Origin of the sequence: Pseudomonas sp. UBA6699, assembly GCF_002454615.1 — a bacterium.
Lineage (GTDB): Bacteria > Pseudomonadota > Gammaproteobacteria > Pseudomonadales > Pseudomonadaceae > Aquipseudomonas > Aquipseudomonas juntendi.
In genome coordinates, this window is record NZ_DKJF01000083.1 from 35,114 (window position 1) to 55,691 (window position 20,578).

Sequence of the window (20,578 nt, forward strand, 5' to 3'; positions counted from 1 at the left end):
GCAGACGACTGGTCTTGATTCTGTAGCCAACTGGCATAAACTGCGCGGCCGTTTTGCCTCCGGAAGCCTTTTCCCATGTCTGACGTAACCCCGGCCCGTGCCCTGGGCATCGACTTTGGCACCTCCAACTCCACGGTTGGCTGGCACCGCCCTGGGGTCGAGTCGCTGATCGCCCTGGAAGATGGCAAGATCACCTTGCCCTCGGTGGTGTTCTTCAACATTGAAGAGCGGCGCCCGGTCTATGGCCGCCTGGCACTGCACGAGTACCTGGAAGGCTACGAAGGCCGCCTGATGCGCTCGCTGAAAAGCCTGCTGGGCTCCAAGCTGATCAAGCACGACACCAGCGTGCTGGGCAGTGCCTTGCCGTTCAAGGACCTGCTGGGCATGTTCATCGGCGAGCTGAAAAAGCGTGCCGAGGCGGCCGCGGGCCGCGAGTTCGACCAGGTCGTGCTGGGGCGCCCGGTATTCTTCGTCGACGAAGACCCGGCCGCCGACCAGGAGGCCGAGGACACCCTGGCCGAGGTGGCACGCAAGCTCGGCTTCAAGGACGTGTCGTTCCAGTACGAACCGATTGCCGCCGCGTTCGACTACGAGTCGACCATCAGCCGCGAAGAGCTGGTACTGATTGTCGACATTGGCGGGGGTACCTCGGACTTCACCTTGATCCGCCTGTCGCCAGAGCGCCACCTGCTGGCCGAGCGCCAGGGCGACATCCTGGCCACGGGCGGCGTGCACATCGGCGGTACCGACTTCGACAAGCAGCTGAGCCTGCAGGGCGTGATGCCGCTGTTCGGCTACGGCAGCCGCATGAAAAGCGGCGCCCTGATGCCGACCAGCTACCACCTCAACCTGGCCACCTGGCACACCATCAACGCGCTGTACTCGCAGAAGTCGCAGCTGGCGCTGGGCAGCATGCGCTACGACATCGAGGACAGCTTCGGCATCGACCGGCTGTTCAAGCTGATCGAGCAGCGTGCCGGGCACTGGCTGGCGATGGAAGTGGAAGCCAGCAAGATCGAACTGACCGAGCGCGACAGCCGCCGCATCGACCTGCACCGGGTCGAGCCTGAACTGTCTGCCGAACTGACCCGGGTGCTGTTCGAAGAGGCCATTGAGGGGTTGCTGGAGCGTGTGCGCGGCAGCGTGAGCGAGCTGCTGGCCAAGGCCGGGGTGAGCGAAGGCCAGGTCGACACGGTGTTCTTCACCGGTGGTTCCAGCGGGATTCCGGCATTGCGCAACAGCGTGTCGGCGATGTTGCCCAATGCGCGGCATGTGGAGGGCAATATCTTTGGCAGTATTGGTAGTGGGCTGGCGATCGAAGCGCGCAAGCGGTACGGATAAGCTACAAGCTACAAGCTACAAGCTGAGAGGTGTTAGTGCATCTATAGGTGCTCAGCTTGCAACTTGCAACTTGTAGCTTGCCGCTCGTAGCTTGCCGCTAGCCGCTTGCCGCTTCAAACCAGCTCGGCCCGCTTCAGCTCACTTTTCAGATAGGCATAGTAGATCGGCCCCGCCACCACCCCAGGGAGCCCGAACGCCGCCTCGAACACCAACATCGCCAGCAGCAGCTCCCACGCCTTGGCGCTGATCTGCCCACCCACAATACGGGCGTTGAGGAAGTACTCGACCTTGTGGATGACGATCAGGTAGCCCAGCGCCGCCGCCGCCACCCAGATCGACAGCGACAAGCCGACGATGGTGATCAGGGTGTTGGACATCAGGTTGCCGATCACCGGCAGCAGCCCCAGCAGGAAGGTCAGTACGATCAGCGTCTTGGTCAGCGGCAGGTGCACCCCGAACAGCGGCATCACCACTGCCAGGAAAATGCCGGTAAAGGCCGTGTTGAGCAGCGAAATCTTGATCTGGGCGAAGACGATGTTGCGAAACGCCTGTACCAGCAGGGCCAGGCGCTCGAACAGTGCCGCCGCCAACGGCTTGCGGCGGGACACATCGGGAATGCGCTGCAAGGCAATGATGGCGCCGAGGATCATGCCGATCAGCAGCGTGACGAACATGTGCGCCATGCCCTTGCCGACCAGTTGCAGGTCGCTGAGGTGGCTTTTGATCCAGTCGCCGATGGCGACCTTGAATTCGGCAGCACTGGCGGGCAGGTAGGCTTCGATGAACGGCGGCAGCTGGCTGCGGGCCTGTTCGACCAGGGCCATGAACTTGTCCAACGAGGCACCGGGGTTTTCCGCCTCGTGCAGCAGGAAGCTGAACGCGCCGGCAATCAGCAGGCTCAGGCTGAGCACCACCAGCGTGCCCAGCAGCGCCACCGCCAGCCAGCGCGCGCGTTGCCCGGCCAGCAAGGGTTGCAGGCGCGGGGTCAGCATGTTGACCAGTTCGAACACCAGCAAGCCGGCCAGCAGGCTGGGCAATAACTTCAGCGGCAAAGCCAGCAGCAGGCCGGCCATGACGATGATCAGGCTGGCCAAGGTAATCTGACGCGGGGTAAAGGTCATACAGCCTCGAAGGCAGACAGCGGGAATGCCCGCAGTCTGCCAGCCTTGACGGCGCAGGCATAGGCGCAGGTCACTTCTTCTTCAGGCAGTCACTCATGAACGCTTTGCGCTCGTCCCCCTTCAGGGCTTTGGTGGTGGCGTCGGCGTTGCAGGTTTTCATCTTTTCCTGCTGGGTTTGCGGGGCGCTCTTCTTCAGGCAGGTGCTCATGAAGGCCTTGCGCTCATCACCCTTGAGGGCCTTGGCGGTGGCGTCGGCATTGCAGGCTTTCATTTTTTCCTGCTGCGCGGTGTTGGCAGCGAAGCCTTGGGCGCTGAACATCAACGCCAGGGCCAGTAACGGAATGTGCAGCACTTTCATGGAGTGGTCTCCTGGGCTCCGTGCCCGATGCACGGGTGTCGAGGTGAGAGTGTAGCCAAGAATTTCAGCCCCCAGCCCCCCCACATCCGCCGTTAAAGGCCTGCCGCCTTGAGCCGCGCGGCGTGTTCGGTGAACAGCCGCACCGGCTCGGCACCCCGCCCTACGGCGCCGAACTGCTGGTTGACGATATCCAGGTGGTCGAGCGGGTAATCGTCACCGATCACCTGCCCCAAGTGCGAGCTGAAGCGCCCCACCATACCGTCGCACTGGCCCTTTTCCCTGACGAAGCTGCGGGCGAACAGGCGGCAGAAACGGTTGCTGCCATCGAAGCGGTTGCGCCCCCGGTCGGTCAGCCCGGGCTGCAAGGTGCCGGACCATGAGTAATAGCGCACTCCGTTGACTTCATGGGCACCTTCCCCGCCCCAGGTGGCCGGCAAGCCCTGTGGGTAAGCCTGGTTGAACAGTGCCACCCCGGCGCTGGTCAGCGACTGATGCGAGGCATGCACATCCACCGGCAACGGGTCGCGCCGCCAACCGGTTTCCAGCCACCCCAGCACCACGGCAAGGGCATGCAGCACCGCCCTCAGCATACGCCCCTGGGGCGAATCCCCCGGCGCTGTGCGTTGCAGGTGGTCGGCCAGCTCCGAGCCATGGTTGGGCCCGGCCACCGAGGTGACCGATGCCACCCTGGCTGGCCGCCTGGCGGCTGCATAACGCGCACTCAGGGCGCCTTGGCTGTGGCCGATGAGGTTGACCCTGGCGGCGCCTGTGCGCCTGCAGATGTCTTCGATGATGGTCAGCAGTTGCTCGCCGCGCACCTCACTGCTGTGCAGCGGCGAAACCTGTACCGGGAACACCCGCGCGCCCCCTTTGCGCAAGGCCGGGACAATACCGAACCAGTAGGGATAGAACCCCGCCCGGACGAACCCGAGCATCCCTGGCACCAGTACCAAGGGGTATTGCGTAGCCAAATCCTGCTGCATTGCCCCTGACCCTTTGCGTGGAGGTTTGGCCAACCCTACAGCGGCTTTCGTGGGCATCGCAATCGAACTCCTGGCGCGCGCTGTTGTTCAAAACCACACAGACCCTTTGCAAGGAGCGGGACCATGTACAAGCAGACCCTGGCAATCCTTCTGGCAAGCGCCACCCTGGCCGCCTGCGGCAGCCGCCCGGAAAACCCGGTCGACTACGTCACCTACCGTGACGAACCGCTGGTCAAGCAGGTGGAGCACGGCATGACCATGCAGAAGGTTATCGCCATTGGCGGTAGCCCATCGAATGTGATCGACCTGCCGCACGGGGGCACCTGCAACGACTACATTCTTAACCACGATGGCAAGCAACAACCGTATTACGTGCGTTTCGACGCCACCGGCCATGTTGATGCCAAGGGCTTCAAAACCTGTAAACAACGCGAAGAAGACAGCGAGGCCGTTCACGGCGCGTAAGTCTCACCCTGCATGCCACGACCACCCTGATGCTTTCGGAGATGAATATGAGTGCTACAGAACTGACCGATGTAAAAACCCTGCGCGAACGTGCCCGCCAGCATGTTGAGCAAGGCGCCGTGACCGAGGGTTACCACGCCGACCGCGAACAGATCCTGCGCCTGCTGAACGAGTCCCTGGCGACCGAGCTGGTGTGTGTGCTGCGTTACAAGCGCCACTACTTCATGGCCAGCGGTATCAAGGCAAGCGTTGCCGCGAGCGAATTCCTTGAGCATGCCAACCAGGAAGCCGAGCACGCTGACAAGCTGGCTGAGCGCATCGTGCAGTTGGGCGGCGAGCCGGATTTCAACCCCGACAACCTGACCAAGAACTCGCATGCTCAGTATGTGGCCGGTAACTCCCTGAAGGAGATGGTGCTGGAAGACCTGGTCGCTGAGCGCATCGCAATCGACAGCTACCGCGAAATCATCCAGTACATCGGCGACAAAGACCCTACCACCCGCCGCATCTTCGAAGACATCCTGGCGCAGGAAGAAGAGCACGCAGACGACATGTCCGACTTGCTGCAAGGCTTGTAAGGACCAGGGGGCGCTTAGCGGAATGCCAGTCAGTTAAGCGTTACTGGGGCTGCTTTGCAGCCCTTCGCGGGCACGCCCGCTCCCACAGGTTTGGCGCTGAAATCAAGACATGCGCGATTACCTGTAGGAGCGGGCGTGCCCGCGAAGGGTCGCAAAGCGGCCCCAAATTACTTAACTGACTGGCATTAGGTGCTTAGTGCCCCTTGTCAGGGCGGGTTCACCCGCGAAGAGGCCGGGCCTACCGGCGGCTCTCTCCTGGCCATTCACCGTCGCCTCCGCCACCGCATTCGCGGGTAAACCCGCACCTCAAACAGCGCCCGCGGGTGGTAATGGCCGGCAACATAGCTGGCTGCTATTTACGCCCTTTCACCGCAGCGGGTGCCTTGCCCGCCTTCATCTGCTGCAACAGCGGTGTGCACTGGTTCGGATCATCGCCACTGCTGGGTGCAATCAGCGCCAGCAAACCGGCTGCAGGCCCTGCCACAACCCCCAACGCCACCATGCCCGCACCGCGCAACGCCAGTGGCACCGCCTGTACACCCGCATTGGGTTTGGCAAATGGCCCGCGTACATACAGCGGCGAACGCAGCGAGAACAGCCGCAGCCCTTTCGATTCAGGGGTGATCTTCAGGTCCAACTGCTCACTGGCAAAATTCGCCGTGCCATTGATATAGATGATCGCGTTCTCGGTGTCGAAGATGAACAGCCGGGTCGAGGCCAAGCCGTCCTTGATGCCAACATCGGCCGCCGCGCAGTTGATCTGCACGTCCTCATCGCCAAACAGCTTGCCGACCACATAGTTGCCCACGTTCAAACCCGCAATCTCCATCAGGCTGCGGCTGATGGCGCCATCGTTGACCAACATGCGCAGGTCGCCATTGGCCGTGCCTAGCAGGGCAGCGACGGAATTGCCACGGCCACTGATATCGGCATCGCCATTGAGCTCACCAAAACTGGTCTGCATGGGCGCGAAACCGGGGAACAATTGCTTGAGCTTGAAGCCACGGGCGGTCAACTGTGCCCGCCCTTGCAGCGGCACGCTGCGCCCATCCAGGCGAATGTTGGAGGCCAGGTTGCCACCGGCCACGCCAAACCGCAGCGGCTCCAGGCGTAGCAGCCCGTCATCGAGAATCACATGCGCCGCCAGGTCGTTGAACGGCAGTTGCGCACTGTGCACGATGCGCTTGCCGGCAAAGGTGACGTCGGCGTCCATGGCGCCCCAGCGATCGGTGCGGAACTCTTCGACCGGCAGCACCTTGCCGGCCGGTTGCTTGCTGGCCCCACCACGGGCCTTCTGCTCGGCATTGGAGTCAGCGCCGATCAGCGGCGCCAGGTCCTTGAACAGCAGCTGGTTGGACACCAGCTTGCCCGTCAGCTTGGGCCGTGGCTGGCTGGCGACGAAGGCCAGGTCGCCGTGGATGTCGCTGTCGCCGATCTTGCCGTTGAAACCCTCGTACTTGAAACGCGCACCTTCGGCTGCATGCAGGTTGGCGCTGAGCCGGCCGTCCGTGGAATAGGCCGGGGTGTCGGGCAAGGTCACCCCCGTCAAGGGGTAGAGGTTGCCCAGGCTGGCGCCCGACAGGCGCAGGCGCAGGTCAAGGGCACCCAGGTTGCGTGGGTCGGTCAGGGTGCCGGCAAGCACCACGTGCGTATCGGCAATGCGCACGTCGGCCTGCAACGGGAACGGCTGGGTGGCGTCCTGCAGCGCCAGCAGGCCACCGATCTTGCCGGTGCCAGACACCGGCTGCCCCTTGTAGCGGCCCTGGGCCTTGAAAGCAAAGGCGTAATCCTGCGCTCCGCCGGCTTTTTCAGCGCTGGCCTTGCCAACGATTTCGCTGAAGGGGATTGGCTTGCCCAATGGGTCAACCTGCACCTTCATGCGGGTTTTCAAGGTCTGGTCGTCGAAGCTGACATTGCCTTGGTCAAAGCCGATGGCACCAATGTCCAACTGCCATTTGGACGGTGCCTCGTTTTCGTCCTTCGGCCCGACATCGAATGTCCAGTTGGCCCGGCCATCTGCCAACCGGGTCAGGCTGGCCGTGGGCTTGGTCAGGTTGATGCGCGGAATGCTGATCTTCTGTACCAACAGCGGAAGTGGCGCCAGGCGGAACTCTACGCGCTCCAGGTCCACCATCTTCGGCTCCTGCAACCACTCCGGGTTGCCCAGGGTCAGGTCTTCGGCGGTGAAGTGCGGCCATGGCACCCAGGCACGCCAACCGCCTTCTTCTGGCTCGGTACGCCAATGCACGGCGAGGTTGCCGTTGATTGCGAACGGCCGATGCAAGGCCTCGGACACCTTCTCGTTGAGCAACGGCTTGACGCGGTTCCAGTCGAAGGTGGCGATCACCACTACCAGTATTGCCAGCAGCGTGAGCAGGGTGGCGAGGGTCCAGACGAGGATTCTGGCGGGACGCGTCATTGCGTGATTCTCCTTGCGGGGCTCGAAACAGGCGCGGCGGGGCACTTAGTATCTGGGACTGATGAAAACCCGTGGGGTTTTATCGGGAGCGTCATCTTAGCGAAGTTTTTCCTGGCCATTCGCTCAGCAAATCGTGGCGCGGCCGCGCTCATGTTACCCCACAACAGCCTCGGCATTTTGCCATCAACGAGCCTGCAAGGCGCTTAACAGAGCGCTCGCCGAGCTCTATCAATATGGTCGATTGTTACCATTACCCGTATGAACTTCTCTCTGGCGTTACCCGGCGTAGCATTGGCTTCGTACCCACTTTCCAGCCCCCGAAAGGAGCACCGAATCATGAAACGCCAACTGCTGACCCTGACCCTGTCCATCCTGGCCGCCAACGCCTTTGCCCTGCCAGCGGCAGAACAACACCTCACTGCGGAATCGCGTTCGAGCGCTGTCGAAATTGCCCAACCGCTGAAAACAGTCGCCGAAGGTGGCTCGGACCGCCTGATCGAACAATCCGGCCGCGTGGCCGAAGGTGGTTCGGACCGCCTCATCGAACAGTCCGGCCGCGTGGCCGAAGGTGGCTCGGATCGCCTGATCGAACAATCTGGCCGCGTGGCCGAAGGTGGTTCGGATCGCCTCATCGAACAGTCCGGCCGCGTGGCCGAAGGTGGTTCGGATCGCCTCATCGAACAGTCCGGCCGCGTGGCCGAAGGTGGTTCGGATCGCCTGGTTGCAATCAGCCACGTGAGCTGATTGCCATGGCTGAAAAGAACAACCTGTGTCACACCGCTTGCTCCCCTCCCAGCCCGGTCATTGACCGGGCTTCGTTTTTTTAACTAGAGTGCCCAGCCTCACCGTCACAGAAGCCCGCACCATGCTGCCGCGCGCCGAACAGAAGCTACAGACTCGCCAGGCCCTGCTCGATGCCGCCTGCCAGCTCATGGAAAGTGGCCGGGGCTTTGGCAGCATCAGCCTGCGCGAAGTTGCGAAAACAGCCGGCATCGTGCCAACCGGCTTCTACCGGCACTTCCCGGATATGGACGCCCTGGGCCTGGCCCTGGTGGCCGAGATCAATACCACCTTCCGCCAGACCATTCGCCTGGTCCGCCACAACGAATTCGAGCTGGGCGGCATCACCGACGCCTCGGTGCGCATCTTTCTCGATGTAGTCGCCGCCCACCGCGCACTGTTTCTGTTCCTGGCGCGGGAACAGTATGGTGGGTCACAGCCGGTGCGCCAGGCCATTGCCCGCCTGCGTCAGAACATAAGCGACGACCTGGCCACCGACCTTGCGCGCATGAAACGCTGGCAGCACCTGGACAGCGCGGCGCTGACGGTGATGGCCGACCTGGTGGTGAAAACGGTGTTCGCCACCCTGCCCGAGCTGATCGACAGCCCAGAAGCGGGTTATCCACAGGCCCTGTCGCCACAGGAAAAGATCACTCAGCAGTTGCGCTTCATCTTCGTCGGGGCGCGGCATTGGCAAGGGTTAGGCAACCCGGGCTGATCGCCTTTCGCTCAACCCCGCCCGGCCAGCCGGGCAAGCGCACCACCGGCTACCGAAAACCCCACTTCTGCTACCATGGCGCCCTGCCCGACAGCCACGAGCGCCGACATGTCCGACCCCCGCCCTACCCTGCCCGCACTGGCCCGTTTCAACCAGCACTTCGCCGAGCGCATCGTGCCAATGTGGCAAGGCCCTGGCTGGAATGCCGACATGGCACTGCCCTACGAAGCCCTCGACGCCCAGCACCGGCCGTTACCGGTACAGCGCTACCGGGCCATGGCCTGCGCCCGCCAGTTGTACCTGTTCAGCAGCCGCATCGAACAACCGGGCGCCGCCGAGCGTGCAGCCGCGCTGTTCCGCTCGTTGCAGAAGCACTTTCACGACGCGGAGCACGGGGGCTGGTTCTACAGCATCGATGCCCAGGGCAACCCGCTGGACCGGCGCAAGGACCTGTATACCCACGCCTTCATCGTCTTTGCCTGCGCGCATTACTGGGGCAAGGTCGGCGAAAGCCTGGTGGAATCCACACTCAATGCCGGCCTCGACATCATCGACCAGCAGTTCGCCAGGGACGATGGCCTGTACGAAGCAAGCCTGGGCGAGGATTGGGCAGACCTGGGCAGCGGGCCCCTGCAGAATCCACAGATGCACCTGGCCGAGGCCTTCCTGCAGGTACTGGCTGTTCGCGACGACGAACATACCCGGCAGTCACTGCTGCAACTGTGTGCAGCACTCCAGGCGCATTTCGTCGAACCGGCCCATGGGCTGATGCTGGAGAAACCGCGCGGGGCTGTGGATAACTGGTACGAGCCTGGCCACCAGTTCGAATGGTTCTACCTGTTGCACACCTCCCCGCTGCTGCGAGATACGCCGCTGCATGCCTCGATCGACCGGGCGTTCAGCTACGCCGAACAACAAGGGGTGCAGGGTGGCGCAGTGCTCGCCATGCTGGGCGTGGACGGCCAGGTGCTGGACGCCACCCAGCGCATCTGGGCACAGGCGGAGTACCTGCGTGCGCTGGTGCTGCGCGCTGGCGGTGAAGCCAGGTTGCCTGAACAGTTGCAGGTGCTGGAAGCGCGGTTCCTGCGCGAGGCTGGCTGGTACGAATGCCGGGATGGCGAGGGTGCCGTCAGCCGGCATGACATGCCTTCGACTACGCCCTACCACCTGGCAACTTGCCTGGAAGGCTTGCAGCGCCTGAGCTGAAGCCTTCGCGGCTGTGGCCGCCGAGCGGCCCTGGCTCAGCCCTTGACCGACCGGTCGATCGAGAACCCGGCCCAGTCCTGGCTCACCGGCATCAGCTCAAGGCTGTTGATGTTGATGTGCGCGGGCTGGTTGAGGATCCAGAAGATGGTCTCGGCAATGTCCTGCGGCTGGATAGGCTCGGCGCCGGCGTAGGTGGCGTCATACTTGGCCTGGTCACCACCAAACCGTACCAGCGAAAATTCACTTTCGCACAGGCCCGGCTCGATGTTGCTCACGCGCACACCTGTGCCACGCAGGTCGCAGCGCAGGCTCAGCGAGAACTGCCCGACAAAGGCCTTGGTGCCGCCATACACGTTGCTGCCCGGGTACGGATAGTTGCCGGCCACCGAACCGACGTTGAGGATCGACGCCCCACGGCCATGGGCAATCAACCGTGGCAGCAGCAGGCGGGTGGTGTACATCAAGCCCTTGATGTTGGTGTCGACCATGGTTTCCCAGTCGTCCAGGCTGCAGTTCTGCGCCGCATCCACGCCCAGCGCCAGGCCGGCGTTGTTGACCAGGCCCTGCAGCTTGTCGAAGCCGGCTGGCAGGCTGGCAATGGCCTGCTCCACGGCTTTGCGGTCACGCACATCGAGTACCAGGCCATGTACTTCGGTCTTGGCAGAAAGCTCGGCGCACAAGGCGTCCAGGCGCTCCTTGCGACGACCGGTTAGCACCAGCTTCCAGCCGGCTTCGGCGAAACGGCGGGCTGTGGCCTCGCCGAAACCCGACGTGGCGCCAGTGATGAATACGGTGGATGACATGCTCTGTTCCTCGCAGTGGGTGGTCATGGCAGCTTTGCAGCATGCCCGTGGCCAACGCTGGCGGCAAGCCGAAAAGGCAGCTGGTCATTTTTTGTTCATGTGCGGCAAACCCTTGTGGCAGAAGCCTCCGCGCCAGCTATGCGCATGTTATCCACAGGGCTTTCCCCACGGATTGGGGGCAACTTCGCTGTCCGGCGGAACCCTTTCAGCCCGTCCTGGTCGGCGGCATTCTTTTCGGTGGTGGCGCAAGGCTTTCAAGCATGCCGCCTGTAGCGGGGTGTCCAAGGCTTTTACACAGAGTTATCCACAGAATTTGCGCAGTGCTGGCAGTGGTTGGAATGACGTGATTTGCCTAGGAAAACAATCCACAGGGGTGCACTGATCAAAAAATGATCAAGAGGCTGTAGGGCTTGATGGTGTTGGGTTGGAGGGGGATACCACCATGTTTTCCACAGGCGGTTCCACATTATCGGTGGAAAAGATTTGGCTTGCGGGAAGCGGGGTTGGGTAGCTGTGGGTGAACGGGTTGAGCGCCCGGTTAGGTTGAGTTGTCCACATGGGAAGGGGGCTGCATTGCAGCCCATCGCGACACAAGGCCGCTCCTACAGGGGACCGCGACCGGGCATGGATCGCGGCCCCTAGGGGGAACTAATGCCCACCCAGGTAAGCGCTGCGCACTTCTTCGTTGACCAACAACTCTTGCCCAGTCCCGGTCATGCGAATTTGCCCGTTGACCATCACGTAGGCACGGTCCGATAGTTTCAGGGCGTGGTTGGCGTTCTGCTCCACCAGGAAAATGGTCATGCCGGTCTTCGCCAGTTCCCGCAGGGTCGAGAAGATCTGCTTGACCACGATGGGTGCCAACCCCAGTGAGGGCTCGTCCAGCAACAGTAATTTTGGCCGGCTCATCAGCGCCCGGGCAATCGCCAGCATCTGCTGCTCGCCACCGGACATGGTCATGGCCCGCTGGTTACGCCGCTCTTTTAGGCGCGGGAAGAGTTCGTACATGCGCTGCATGTCTTCGTCGGCATGCTTGTCGCCAATGGGGATGGTCCCCATCATCAGGTTTTCCTCGACGCTCATGTCGGGGAATACCCGGCGCCCTTCCGGCGACTGGGCGATGCCGTTGGAAGCAATGTAGTGCGATGACTTGCGGGTAATGTCGGTGCCACGGTAGACGATCTGCCCGGAAGCCGCCCGCGGCTGCCCGAAGATCGACATCAGCAGGGTCGACTTGCCGGCCCCGTTGGCGCCAATAAGGCTGACCGTCTCACCTTCGTTGATGTGCATCGATACCTTTTTCAGCGCCTGGATCGGCCCATAGAACACGTCCAGGTCCTTCAGCTCGAGAATGGGTGCACTCATACCAGTTCCTCTTCGTCTGCACCCAGGTAGGCAGCGATCACCGTCGGGTTGTTGCGGATGTCCTGTGGCGCACCCTCGGCAATCACGTTGCCGTGGTCCAATACCACGATATGGTCGGAAATGCTCATGACCATGCCCATGTCGTGTTCGATCAGCACCACGGTGATGTCGTGCTCGTCACGCAGTACACGAATCATCTGGCTAAGTGCCTCGGTTTCCTGCGGGTTCAAGCCCGCCGCCGGTTCGTCCAGGCAGATGATCTTCGGTCGCGTGCACATGGCGCGGGCGATTTCCAGGCGGCGCTGCTGCCCATACGACAACTCACCGGCCAGGCGGTTGGCGCAGTCGACCAGGTCGACCACCTCCAGCCAGTAGAAGGCGTGGTCCAGCGCATCGCTTTCGGCCTTGCGGTAGGCCTTGGTATTGAATACCCCTGCCAGCAGGTTGCGGTTGACCCACATGTGCTGGGCCACCAGCAGGTTCTCCACCACCGACATTTCCTTGAACAGGCGGATGTTCTGGAAGGTGCGCGCCAGGCCCGCGCGGTTGACCAGGTGGGTGCCGCCGAACATCTTGTAGTACAGGCGGCTGGCAAAGCGTGCCGGCGAAACGAAGTCGACCGCCTGGAAACGCTCGCCCAGCAGCTGGATCACATTGGTGTGGCTACCGCGCACGTTCAGTTCGATGCGCCCGCCACTGGCCTTGTAGAAACCGGTCAGGCAGTTGAATACCGTGGTCTTGCCGGCGCCGTTGGGGCCGATCAGGGCGAAGATCTGGTTGCGCCTGACCTTCAGGCTCACGTCGCTGAGCGCCTTGATGCCGCCGAACTGCATCATCAGGTTGTCGACCGACAGAATGATTTCGTCGCTCATGGCGCCACTCCTTTACGCGGGGTCACACCGGTACGGCTGATGCGGATCAGCCCCCGCGGTCGCCAGATCATCATCAACACCATCAGTACACCGAAGAGCAGCACCCGGTACTCGGAGAAGCTGCGCAGCAACTCGGGCGCCACGGTCAGCACGAATGCCGCAATGACGACGCCCACGGTGGAGCCCATGCCACCCAGCACGACGATGGCGAGAATCAAGGCCGACTCGAAGAAGGTGAACGACGAGGGGTTGACGAAGCCTTGGTAAGTGGCAAAGAACACGCCGGCCAAACCCGCGGTGGAAGCACCCAGGGTGAAGGCCGAGAGCTTGACCAGCACGTGGTTCAGACCCATCGAACGGCAGGCGATCTCGTCTTCGCGCAGCGCTTCCCAGGCCCGGCCGACCGGCATGCGGGTCAAGCGGTGCTTGATGTAGAGCACGGCCAGCACGACCATGAACAGCACCGCATAAATGAACACGAACTTGAGGTTGGGGTTGTAGGCAAAGCCGAAGAACTCATGGATGGGCACCCCACCGTCTTTGGCCCGGCGGCCGAACTCCAGGCCAAGGAAGGTCGGCGACGGCGCCGGCATGCCGTTGGGGCCGCCGGTGAACGACAGCCAGTTGTTCAGCACCAGGCGAATGATCTCGCCAAAGCCCAGCGTCACGATTGCCAGGTAGTCACCGTGCATGCGCAGCACCGGGAAGCCCAGGATGCACCCGGCAAGGGCCGCCGCAATGGCTGCCAGCGGCAGCACACTCCAGAAGCCCAGGCCAAGGTACTGGTAACCCAGTGCAAGGCCGTAGGCGCCAATGGCGTAGAAGGCCACGTACCCCAGGTCGAGCAGGCCGGCCAGGCCGACCACGATGTTCAGGCCCAGGCCCAGCAGCACATAGATCAGGCCGAGGATGACCACGGTCAGCAGGTACTTGTTGGCGAAGATCGGGAAGACGATGGCAATCACGATCAGCGCCGGGATGATGTAGCGCAGCCGCGACACATGGTTCGGCGCCCGCACATGCACGCCCGAGCCACCGCTGTCGAAGCCTTCGAGCATGCGCCGGCCGGCAGCGGTCTGCACATACAGGCTGAGCAGGAAACGCCCGAGCATCACGCCACCTACCAGCCAGGCCACGCGGCGGGGTTCGGCGTTGAAGGTATAACCGTCGAGCACCACGCCGACGATCGGGCCGAACACGATCAGCGCCAGCAGGCCGGCGACGAGGGTTTCGAGCAGGCTGCGTTTGATATCGAAACCTTTGGTTTCAGAAGCAGAAGCAATTTTGGCAATCGACATGTTCACACCTTAGCCACGAGCGGGCGACCCAGCAGGCCTTGTGGGCGGAAGATAAGGATCATCACCAGCAGCGAGAAGCTGAACACGTCCTTGTAGTCGGAGTTGATCAGGCCGGAGAACAGCGATTCGGAGATCCCCAGGATGATTCCGCCGAGCATGGCGCCCGGCAAGGAGCCAATGCCACCGAGCACTGCAGCGGTGAATGCCTTGATACCGATGATGAAGCCGGCATAGAAGTCGAAGGTGCCGTAGTTCATGGTGATCAGCACACCTGCCAGGGCGGCCATCACTGCGCCAATGACGAATACGTAGGAAATGACCCGGTCGGTGTTGATGCCCAGGATCGAGGCCATCTTGCGGTCTTGCTGGGTAGCGCGGCACATGCGACCGAGCTTGGTGTACTTGATCACATAGGTCAGCAGGCCCATGCCCAGGAATGCCGCCACCAGGATGAAGATCTTGGTGTAGGTCAGTTGCACGAAGCCGGTGCCGACATCGATGCGCATGGCGCCTTCGAGCAGGGTTGGCACGCCTTGTTGGCGAGCGCCCTGGCTGATCTGTGCGTAGTTCTGCAGGATCAGCGAAATGCCGATGGCGCTGATCAGCGGTGCCAGGCGGGTAGAGTTACGCAGCGGCTTGTAGGCGATGCGCTCGATGGTGAAGCCGTACACCCCCGTGACGACGATGGTGAACAACAGCGTGCCCAGCATCAGCAGGGGAAACGACTCGACGCCAAAATAGGCCAGCAATGCCAGGCTGATCGCCGCCAGGTAGGCGGAAATCATATACACCTCGCCGTGCGCGAAGTTGATCATGCCGATAATGCCATAGACCATTGTGTAGCCGATGGCGATCAGGCCATAGACCGACCCGAGGGTCAGGCCGTTGACCAGTTGCTGCAGGAAAATACCATCCATAACGCAATCTCACTGAGCGAGACTGCACGCATGCCGACCACGCAAGGCCACGGACAATGCGGCCCCAGCAGTGCACGACCGTGCAGGTCTCCGAATAAGGACAGGTACCGCAGGGGCTCAGGCCCGGGCGCATGCGCAACCCGGGCGGGTGGCCGTTATTATTTTTGTTTGTCCAGCTGGTGGTACTTGCCGTCCTTGTCCCACTGGTAGACCACGTAGTCGGACACGGTCAGGTCGCCCTTGCTGTCCCACTTCTTTTCGCCCATGACGGTCTGCACCGGGTTGGCCTTGAGCCACTTGGCAGCGTCTTCGCCCTTGTTCGACTTGGCGCCGTTGAAGGCGGCGGCGAGCGCCTGCAGCGAGGCGTAGGCGTACAGGGTATAGCCTTCCGGTTCGGTGCCCGCCTTGCGGAACTCCTCGACCACGGCCTTGCTGTCTGGCAGCAGGCGCGGGTCGGCGCCGAAGGTCATGTACACGCCATCGACGTACTGCGCGCCGCCGGCGGTAGACACCAGCTCATCGGTGACGATGCCATCATCCGACATGAACTTGACGTCCTTCAGGCCCTGTTCGCGCAGTTGACGCACCAGCGGGCCGGCTTCCGGGTGCAGGCCGCCGAAGTAGACCACATCGGCACCGGCAGCACGGATCTTGGTAACCACGGCGCTGAAGTCTTTCTCGCCACGGGTCAGGCCTTCGTACAACACAGGCTTGACGCCGCGTTTTTCCAGCTGTGCCTTGGTGGCATCAGCCAGGCCTTGGCCGTAGGTGTCCTTGTCGTGCAGCACCGCGACTTTCTTGCCCTTGAGCACGTCGACAATGTAGTCGCCGGCGACCACGCCCTGCTGGTCGTCACGGCCACACATGCGGAACATGGCACTCAGGCCGCGCTCGGTGACCTGTGGGTTGGTCGAACCGGGCGTGATGGCGATCACGCCGGCCTCGTCATACACCTCGGAGGCCGGGATGGTATTGGACGAACAGAAGTGGCCGACCACCCCGATCACCTGGTCCTGGTCGACCAGGCGGTTGGCTACGGCAACGGCCTGTTTCGGTTCGCAGGCGTCATCGCCTTTGACCAGTACGATTTTCTCGCCATTCACGCCACCCGCGGCGTTGATCTTGTCGGCCGCAGCTTGCGCACCTTTCATGTATTGCTCGCCAAACGCTGCGTTGGCCCCGGTCATTGGCCCCGCTACGCCGATCTTGACGTCGGCCTGGACATACGAAGAAACACCCAGTGCCGTGGCTACGGCAAGCGCCAGGAAACCTTTCTTGTAAAACGTCTGCGACATGAGGTGGTGCTCCTAGAGTTTTTTTGGTTGGCACTACAACTTCTCAGCCCAATGCTCAGAGCAAGGGCCGTGCCATCGGTTTTGTCTTACGGAAAATCACACCACCACCGGCGCGCACAGGCGACCGACGGCCTTTTCTTTATTGAGCGTGCAACCGTCTGCCACGCGCCGGGCGCCACCACCCGTACAGACAAGGAGCAACCAATGGGTGCCATCATTGCAACCCTGCCATGTGTTTACGTGCAACCGGCCTGTAACAGCAGACGTCACCGAACTGCACACCCGTGGTGCGTGACTGCTACAGGCAGCACCGTTTCAAGGCTGGCGGGTGCACCGAAAAACACGCGGATTTGGCAGATACGCGGCCCTGCAGGCGCGGGTTCACCGGCGAACAGGCCAGCGCAGACACAACAAGGCCGAAAAGGCTGGCACAATGTCCCCCATTCGCCGCCTCCGGAGCCCCTTTGATGAGCGAGAGCGCATTCGCCGAGCGCATCGTGCACAACCTGCTCGACACCGATTTCTACAAACTCACCATGATGCAGGGTGTGCTGCACAACTACCCGGACGCCGATGTCGAATGGGAATTCCGCTGCCGCAACGGCGAGGACTTGCGGCCGTATCTAGGCGAAATCCGCCACCAGCTGGAGGTACTCAACGACCTCACGCTCGATGATGGCCAGCTGGGGTTTCTGGAGCGCATCAGTTTCCTCAAGCCCGACTTCCTGCGGTTTTTGCGGCTGTTTCGCTTCAACCTGCGCTATGTGCACCTCGGCATCGAGCACGATCAGCTGTTCCTGCGCCTCAAAGGCCCTTGGCTGCATGTGATCCTGTTCGAAGTGCCTTTGCTGGCGATCATCAGCGAGGTGCGCAACCGCCACCTGCACCCACATATGCGCCTGGCCGAGGCACGCGACCAGCTGTACCGCAAGTTCGACTGGCTGCGCGCCCACGCCAGCGACGACGAACTGGCCGAACTGCAGGTAGCCGACTTTGGCACCCGCCGGCGCTTTTCCAGCCGCGTGCAGGAGGAAGTGGTCCGGGTACTGCGCGACGACTTCCCTGGCCGTTTCGTCGGCACCAGCAACGTCGACCTGGCATGGAAACTGGATATCAAGCCGCTGGGCACCATGGCTCACGAGTGGATCATGGCGCACCAGCAATTGGGCCCGCGGCTGATCGATAGCCAGATCGCCGCGCTGGACTGCTGGGTGCGCGAGTACCGCGGCCTGCTCGGTATCGCCCTGACCGACTGCATCACCATGGATGCCTTCCTCGGCGATTTCGACCTGTACTTCGCCAAGCTGTTCGATGGCTTGCGCCACGACTCCGGCGAGCCGGTAGCCTGGGCCGAGAAAGCGATCGCCCATTACCAGAAACTGGGTATCGACCCGATGACCAAGACCCTGGTGTTTTCCGACAGCCTCAACCTCACCCGCTCCCTGGAAATCTTCCGGGCCCTGCGCGGGCGCATCAACGTCAGCTTTGGCATCGGTACCAACCTGACCTGCGACATACCGGGTGTGGTCCCCATGAGCATCGTGCTTAAAATGACCGACTGCAACGGCGCACCGGTGGCCAAGATTTCCGACGAAGCGGCCAAGACCCAGTGCCGCGACGCCAACTTCGTTGCCTACATGCGTCACGTATTCAAAGTCCCCAGCAAGGAGTAACCCATGCAAGCGGTTCAGCAAGAAATTGCCCAGGCGCTGAAGGTCCAGCCGCCGTTCGCCGACGCGGCCGCGCTAGAGGCAGAAGTTGCCCGGCGCGTGGCGTTCATCAAGGACTGCCTGGCCAACGCCCGGCTCAAGACCCTGGTACTGGGCATCAGCGGCGGGGTCGACTCGCTGACCGCCGCCCTGCTCGCCCAGCGCGCCATCAACGAACTGCGCGCCGAAACCGGTGACCAGGCTTATACCTTCATCGCCGTTCGCCTGCCGTACCAGGTGCAGCATGATGAACATGACGCCCAGGCCTGCCTGGACGTGATCAGGGCCGACGAAGTGCACACCGTGGACATCGCCCCGGCAGTGCGCGCCTTGGCGGCTGAAGTGGTGGAATTGAAAAGCGGCTCGCCGGCGCTGGTGGACTTCGTGGTAGGCAACGTCAAGGCACGCACGCGCATGGTGGCCCAATACACCATCGCCGGCGCGCGCGCAGGGCTGGTGATCGGTACCGACCACGCCGCCGAAGCGGTGATGGGCTTCTTTACCAAGTTTGGTGATGGTGCCTGCGACCTGGCGCCGCTGAGCGGCCTGGTAAAAAACCAGGTGCGGGCCATTGCACGCAGTTTTGGCGCGCCGGAGTCACTGGTGGAGAAGGTGCCGACTGCAGACCTGGAAGACCTGGCACCGGGCAAACCGGACGAAGCCTCGCATGGGGTGACCTACCAGCAGATCGACGCGTTCCTGCATGGGCAGCCGGTCGACCAGGCAGCGTTCGACATCATCGTGGCCACCTACCGCAAGACCCAGCACAAGCGCGAATTGCCGTTCGCCCCTTGATCAGGCTGTAACAATGCCTGTAGGAGCGGGTTTACCCGCGAATGCGATGGTGGAACTGGCACCGCATTCGCGGGTAAAGCCGCCCCTACAGGGCTCGGCGTCAGCTGATTACTTGACGACAACCTTGCCTTTCATCATCGAGATGTGGCCCGGGAAGGTGCAGAAGAAGCTGTAGTCACCACCGGCTTCCAGCTTGGAAGGGTCGAACTTCACTTCGGTTTCTTTTTCCGGCGCGCCGATCATTTTGGTATGGGCAATGATCGCGGCGTTGTCAGCCTTGATGTAGTCCTTTTCCAGGCCCTGGCTCATGCCTTCGGTCGCAATGCCCTGCATGTCGGCAGTCTTGCTGATCACCAGGTTATGGCCCATGACGTTCTTCGGCAGGTTGCCGGAGTGGGTCAGTTTGACCGTGAATTCCTTGCAGCTTTTGTCGACGGTGATTTCCTTGGTGTTGAAGGACATCTGGTCGGTGGAGTCGACAGTTACCGAGCACTCGGCGGCGAAGACAGAGGCGCTGGCGAGGGTCAGCAGGGATACCGCTACAGCTTTCGCAAACATCATGAATCTCCTTGGCAGGGTTTTATCAATTGCGAGACTGCCTGAAACCGTTCAGCACCCTGCTGATATGGGTCAAGGGGGTGTCAAGTGGCCAGTCAGTTGAATTGTTCAATGGATTGTATACAACCAATCTAAGAGCACATCATGCCCTTTTATTGGACGATGGGACAACCTCTCATTTAGGAGCAATACCAAATGCCCATCTCCCAGTTTCTGAACAGCCTGCTCGCCGCCTACGCCCACGGCGCTACCGGCGCCATCTGCGAGTTTTCTCGCCCGGAATGAACACGGCCTTGGAGGCGACGGTCAGCCACCGTACCCTGTCACCCTGAATGACTGGAGGTGAGTAATGCCTGTACGTTCCGTTTGTGTGTTTTGTGGTGCCAGCATTGGCAGCAACCCCGCCTACCGTGAGGCGGCGGTCGCGCTGGGCGAGGCGATTGCCCGCCGAGGCTGGACGCTGGTGTATGGCGGTGGTGCAGTTGGCTTGATGGGCGTGGTAGCCGACGCCGCGATGGCAGCGGGTGGCGACGTGGTAGGGATCATTCCGCAGAGCCTGCTGGACGCCGAGGTCGGCCACAAAGGCCTGACGCGGCTGGAAGTGGTCGATGGCATGCATGCGCGCAAGGCTCGCATGGCCGAGTTGAGCGACGCGTTCATCGCCTTGCCGGGTGGCCTGGGTACGCTGGAAGAGCTGTTCGAGGTTTGGACCTGGGGGCAACTGGGCTACCACGCCAAGCCGCTGGGGCTGCTGGATGTGAACGGCTTCTACGACAAGCTTGGCGGGTTCCTCGACCATATCGTCGAGGAGGGTTTCGTGCGCCCGCAGCACCGGGATATGTTGTTGCTGGGGCAGCAGCCGGATGAACTGCTGGGCGCGATGGACCGCTTTGTCGCGCCGGTGGCGCCGAAGTGGGTCGACAAGAAGCCTGACTAAGCCAGATTCAGGGGCTGCACAAAATCCTAAAGCGAGCATTGTACCTGTGGGAGATTCTAT

20 protein-coding genes are annotated in these 20,578 nt (G+C 62.1%); 9 read left to right on the forward strand and 11 right to left on the reverse strand.

Annotation, left to right across the window (positions count from 1 at the left end; genetic code table 11):
• Window positions 1-75: 75 nt before the first annotated feature.
• A complete protein-coding gene (locus B3361_RS16520) occupies window positions 76-1,341 on the forward strand; it encodes an Hsp70 family protein (protein WP_029885714.1) in 1,266 nt (421 codons plus the stop codon).
• Between the two features lie 113 nt (window positions 1,342-1,454).
• Here B3361_RS16520 and B3361_RS16525 read toward each other — a convergent pair whose 3' ends face one another.
• The 3 genes from B3361_RS16525 to B3361_RS16535 form a co-directional block, all read right to left on the reverse strand.
• Window positions 1,455-2,462, reverse strand: coding sequence for an AI-2E family transporter (locus B3361_RS16525; protein ID WP_009683291.1), 1,008 nt, complete (start codon window positions 2,460-2,462; stop codon window positions 1,455-1,457).
• Window positions 2,463-2,532: 70 nt separating this feature from the next.
• On the reverse strand, window positions 2,533-2,820 hold the full coding sequence (locus B3361_RS16530) for a PsiF family protein (protein WP_054904945.1): 288 nt from the start codon (window positions 2,818-2,820) through the stop codon (window positions 2,533-2,535).
• Between the two features lie 92 nt (window positions 2,821-2,912).
• A complete protein-coding gene (locus B3361_RS16535; protein WP_009683293.1) occupies window positions 2,913-3,803 on the reverse strand; it encodes an esterase/lipase family protein in 891 nt (296 codons plus the stop codon).
• A gap of 123 nt (window positions 3,804-3,926) precedes the next feature.
• Between B3361_RS16535 and osmE the strand changes: the two genes are divergently transcribed.
• Both osmE and B3361_RS16545 read left to right on the forward strand, forming a co-directional pair.
• Window positions 3,927-4,268 (forward strand): osmotically-inducible lipoprotein OsmE, encoded by a 342-nt coding sequence (osmE, locus tag B3361_RS16540; RefSeq protein WP_009683294.1) that lies wholly within the window; start codon window positions 3,927-3,929, stop codon window positions 4,266-4,268.
• A gap of 47 nt (window positions 4,269-4,315) precedes the next feature.
• Complete coding sequence (locus tag B3361_RS16545) at window positions 4,316-4,846, forward strand: ferritin-like domain-containing protein (protein WP_009683295.1); 531 nt, start codon at window positions 4,316-4,318, stop codon at window positions 4,844-4,846.
• Between the two features lie 352 nt (window positions 4,847-5,198).
• Here the strand turns inward: B3361_RS16545 and B3361_RS16550 are convergent, their stop codons facing one another.
• Window positions 5,199-7,265 (reverse strand): AsmA family protein, encoded by a 2,067-nt coding sequence (locus tag B3361_RS16550; RefSeq protein ID WP_154211063.1) that lies wholly within the window; start codon window positions 7,263-7,265, stop codon window positions 5,199-5,201.
• A gap of 336 nt (window positions 7,266-7,601) precedes the next feature.
• On the opposite strand from B3361_RS16550, the gene B3361_RS16555 reads away from it, so the two are divergent.
• From B3361_RS16555 to B3361_RS16565, 3 genes are all read left to right on the forward strand, one after another.
• Window positions 7,602-8,009 carry a hypothetical protein gene (locus B3361_RS16555; RefSeq protein ID WP_054904947.1) on the forward strand — a complete coding sequence of 136 codons (408 nt, stop codon included), beginning with the start codon at window positions 7,602-7,604 and terminating at the stop codon, window positions 8,007-8,009.
• 121 nt (window positions 8,010-8,130) lie between these two features.
• A complete protein-coding gene (locus B3361_RS16560) occupies window positions 8,131-8,763 on the forward strand; it encodes a TetR family transcriptional regulator (RefSeq protein ID WP_054904948.1) in 633 nt (210 codons plus the stop codon).
• Between the two features lie 108 nt (window positions 8,764-8,871).
• The gene (locus tag B3361_RS16565) at window positions 8,872-9,969 is read left to right on the forward strand and encodes an AGE family epimerase/isomerase (RefSeq protein WP_029885719.1); all 1,098 of its coding nucleotides are present in this window, start codon (window positions 8,872-8,874) and stop codon (window positions 9,967-9,969) included.
• Window positions 9,970-10,004: 35 nt separating this feature from the next.
• On the opposite strand, the gene B3361_RS16570 is transcribed toward B3361_RS16565, so the two are convergent.
• The 6 genes from B3361_RS16570 to B3361_RS16595 all read right to left on the reverse strand — a co-directional run bounded on the left by B3361_RS16570 (window position 10,005) and on the right by B3361_RS16595 (window position 16,519).
• The gene (locus tag B3361_RS16570; protein WP_054904949.1) at window positions 10,005-10,772 is read right to left on the reverse strand and encodes an SDR family oxidoreductase; all 768 of its coding nucleotides are present in this window, start codon (window positions 10,770-10,772) and stop codon (window positions 10,005-10,007) included.
• Between the two features lie 648 nt (window positions 10,773-11,420).
• Window positions 11,421-12,137: an ABC transporter ATP-binding protein gene (locus tag B3361_RS16575; protein ID WP_009683302.1), complete on the reverse strand. Its 717-nt coding sequence runs from the start codon at window positions 12,135-12,137 to the stop codon at window positions 11,421-11,423.
• Window positions 12,134-13,009 (reverse strand): ATP-binding cassette domain-containing protein, encoded by an 876-nt coding sequence (locus B3361_RS16580; protein WP_054904950.1) that lies wholly within the window; start codon window positions 13,007-13,009, stop codon window positions 12,134-12,136. The genes B3361_RS16575 and B3361_RS16580 overlap by 4 nt, the downstream gene beginning before the upstream one ends.
• Entirely contained in the window at window positions 13,006-14,307 is a 1,302-nt protein-coding gene (gene livM, locus B3361_RS16585; RefSeq protein WP_054904951.1) for a high-affinity branched-chain amino acid ABC transporter permease LivM, read from the reverse strand. Before livM ends, B3361_RS16580 begins: the two co-directional genes overlap by 4 nt.
• A gap of 2 nt (window positions 14,308-14,309) precedes the next feature.
• Window positions 14,310-15,224, reverse strand: coding sequence for an ABC transporter permease subunit (locus B3361_RS16590; protein ID WP_009683306.1), 915 nt, complete (start codon window positions 15,222-15,224; stop codon window positions 14,310-14,312).
• Window positions 15,225-15,382: 158 nt separating this feature from the next.
• Window positions 15,383-16,519, reverse strand: coding sequence for a branched-chain amino acid ABC transporter substrate-binding protein (locus tag B3361_RS16595; RefSeq protein WP_054904952.1), 1,137 nt, complete (start codon window positions 16,517-16,519; stop codon window positions 15,383-15,385).
• A gap of 467 nt (window positions 16,520-16,986) precedes the next feature.
• Here B3361_RS16595 and pncB point away from each other — a divergent pair, with 467 nt between their 5' ends.
• A complete protein-coding gene (gene pncB, locus B3361_RS16600; RefSeq protein ID WP_009683308.1) occupies window positions 16,987-18,192 on the forward strand; it encodes a nicotinate phosphoribosyltransferase in 1,206 nt (401 codons plus the stop codon).
• Window positions 18,193-18,195: 3 nt separating this feature from the next.
• Window positions 18,196-19,023, forward strand: a complete 828-nt coding sequence (gene nadE, locus B3361_RS16605; RefSeq protein WP_009683309.1) for an ammonia-dependent NAD(+) synthetase — start codon at window positions 18,196-18,198, stop codon at window positions 19,021-19,023.
• A 108-nt stretch (window positions 19,024-19,131) separates the two neighbouring features.
• On the opposite strand, the gene azu is transcribed toward nadE, so the two are convergent.
• A complete protein-coding gene (gene azu, locus B3361_RS16610; protein WP_029885725.1) occupies window positions 19,132-19,581 on the reverse strand; it encodes an azurin in 450 nt (149 codons plus the stop codon).
• Between the two features lie 349 nt (window positions 19,582-19,930).
• Between azu and B3361_RS16615 the strand changes: the two genes are divergently transcribed.
• Entirely contained in the window at window positions 19,931-20,518 is a 588-nt protein-coding gene (locus tag B3361_RS16615) for a TIGR00730 family Rossman fold protein (protein WP_054904953.1), read from the forward strand.
• Window positions 20,519-20,578: the final 60 nt, after the last annotated feature.